The 2,500-nt window shown below is 46.0% G+C and carries 2 protein-coding genes (1 of these 2 cut by a window edge); one reads left to right on the forward strand and one right to left on the reverse strand.

The window, feature by feature from the left end; translation table 11 throughout:
- Window positions 1-551: 551 nt before the first annotated feature.
- A complete protein-coding gene (locus FBY58_RS00005; RefSeq protein ID WP_260431974.1) occupies window positions 552-2,024 on the forward strand; it encodes a carbohydrate porin in 1,473 nt (490 codons plus the stop codon).
- An 82-nt stretch (window positions 2,025-2,106) separates the two neighbouring features.
- Here FBY58_RS00005 and FBY58_RS00010 read toward each other — a convergent pair whose 3' ends face one another.
- Window positions 2,107-2,500, reverse strand: the 3' portion of a protein-coding gene (locus tag FBY58_RS00010) for a VIT family protein (protein WP_141918740.1). It continues 317 nt past the right edge of the window; 394 of the gene's 711 nt are visible here — the last part of the coding sequence; the start codon falls outside the window, past its right edge; the stop codon is at window positions 2,107-2,109.

Genomic DNA, 2,500 nt, shown 5'->3' on the forward strand with positions numbered 1-2,500 from the left:
AGTGAGAATCAGGCCTGATTTTTGTTTTGGACAGCAGAAAACAGAGGAAAAAACCTACCCATGCGGATTGGCTTTCGTTTTTTTGGCGTTTTAATGCCTTTTGAAGAAGGCAAAATGATCTAGCTTCGTCAGAATTGGGCTTTATCGGTGAAATGTCATTGAAGTGAAACGGGTGGGAAGTAATCGATCTTTCACCCGCCTTCTATAATCAAGTCAGGTTCTGTCAGAGGAGCCTTCTTTTTTTGGATGCGAGAGTGGAGAAGATCCGGCAACCCGCGACTTTAGATTTAACTGGGCATTGTTCAGTCAAAATTTGGTTAAAGCACAGGCCTTTACAACAGGGGAATCGTCCTAATAACAGCTTGTTAAACTTGACAGCGTTTCCCTCTGGCAGTGACAGCGTTTCCCTGTGGACGATAGGTTAACATAGGCGTTAAGGTCGGAAACAATAATATAATAAATATTAAGAGAGGTTGTTTCTAATGAAAGGCTTTCGTCTTTTTCGAAAAAAGATGTTGAGAGCCATGGGCCTTTTGTGCGCCGGGGTAGTTATGCAGGCTTTTGAAGCTTCTGCTGCAATCCCCCCTGCTCCCAATGTCAATTTCGGTGTGACGCCTGATCCTGAATATGATGATGGCATTCCACCGGATATTGAAGCTGATCCGCTACCTGCTGGTGCAAGAGCTAGTCCGATTTTTGGCGACAAAGCGTCTCTGTTAGCCCGACACAAAGATAGGGAACAAGAAGAGGCGAATAAAAGCCAGATTCTACCTAGTCCTAAAAAACATCTGCAATGGCTTATCAATGCCGGTATCACGCCGCAATTAACCTATACGGCAGAATCTGCAGCAAACCCTGTGGGTGGCCTTCGTCATGGTTCAGCCTATTCGGCTCAGTTATTGATGGGTTTAGACTTTGATACGGATCGCATTGTCGGTCTTAAAGGCGGTACAATCCATTTCTATGTAACAAACCGTCATGGACAGAATCTTGCGAATACTGCCATCGGGAATAATACGTCTGTTCAGGAAATCTGGGGAACGCAAAATACCCATTTGGCTGAATTTACGTGGAACCAGAAATTATTCAATAATCGGTTAGAATTAGTGGCCGGTAGGATGTCTGGTAACGCAGGCGCTTTCTTCTCATCGTCGATCTACTGTAACTTCCAGTCGAACTCTGCTTGCGGTAACCCGACGATGATTTTTAAGGATAGTAACTTCACCTATTGGCCAGCTTCTGCATGGGGCGGCTATTTCAAAGCGTGGATAACGCCGAAAGTCTATTTCGAAGGTGGTGCCTTTGAAGTTAACCCTTATCGCAAACGCGCCAATGATGACGGTTTCACCTTTTCCGTAAAACATGCGACCGGTGCGATGGCACCTTTCGAATTGGCCTATACGACAAACTTTTCAAACGACAAATTGCCCCGCACCTACCGTATTGGTGGATGGTATGATGGTGGTGACTATACGGATCCTGTATTGGATGCGAATAGGAATTATGCCGTCATGACGGGCAATCCCTATGCGACTTTGAATGGGCGTGGCGGTATCTTTTTCCGCTTTGACCAGATGATCTGGCGACCGAGCATGAATAGTGAGCGTGGCTTGACCGTTTTCGGTGTGGCTATGAAAAACATTGCTGGACGCGTCGCAGAAGATCACTTCTTGGAAATTGGTTTTGTTCAGACCGGAACCTTCAAAGGACGGGATAAAGACGTGCTTGGTTTCATGATCAATGACCAGCATATGAGCAAATTGACGATTGATAATATCTTGGTCGCCCGAACTTCGGCCGGGGGATCTCGGCGCGTACCTCGTGATGAAATTATGATGGAATTAACTTACGGTGCCCAGATTTCACCGGCATTTCGGGTGTCACCAAACCTTCAATATATTATCAATCCTGACCAAATATCCGAACCATTCCGCACAAAGAATATCAAAAATACCTTTGTTGTTGGTCTGAAATTTACCCTAGACGTTCTGTCCCACTTCAATATCGCCAGAAATCCAAATTAGGATTTTAAACGGGATAGTTTTCTTTTTATCCCAAGCTCCCAAAGGCCGCTTTGTTCAGGCGGCCTGGGTCTTCATTTTTGGGCTAAACACGCGTTCCAAAAAAAGAGCCGATTGCGGAAGTACCGATCATGGCCAATGCACCGCAGAAGGTAACCCGTAAAGCGGCCTTCGAGACATTTGCGCCACCCAAATGTGCGCCAACCATGCCGAGAATAGCCAGCCCGATAATAGAAACCAAAGAGATCGTCATATTGATGATTTCAGGAGGGCTAAAGAGCGCCGTCAGGAAAGGAATGATGGCACCACCAGAAAAAGAAATTGCAGAAGCAATGGCAGCCTGAACAGGACGAGCGATAAGGGAATCTGTTAGGCCGAGTTCATCCCTTAAATGAGCTTCTAAAGCGTTATGCTCCATTAACTGATCAGCGACTTGAAGTGCCAGTTCTCGATCTAGCCCCCGCTCGACATAGATTTCT

The organism is Zymomonas mobilis (assembly GCF_006715975.1).
In the GTDB taxonomy this organism is placed as follows: Bacteria; Pseudomonadota; Alphaproteobacteria; order Sphingomonadales; family Sphingomonadaceae; genus Zymomonas; species Zymomonas mobilis_B.

Bases quoted from the DNA above. Each gene is read 5' to 3' on its own strand.
- FBY58_RS00005 (WP_260431974.1), top strand. From the start codon at position 552: ATGCAGGCTTTTGAAGCTTCTGCTGCAATCCCCCCTGCTCCCAATGTC.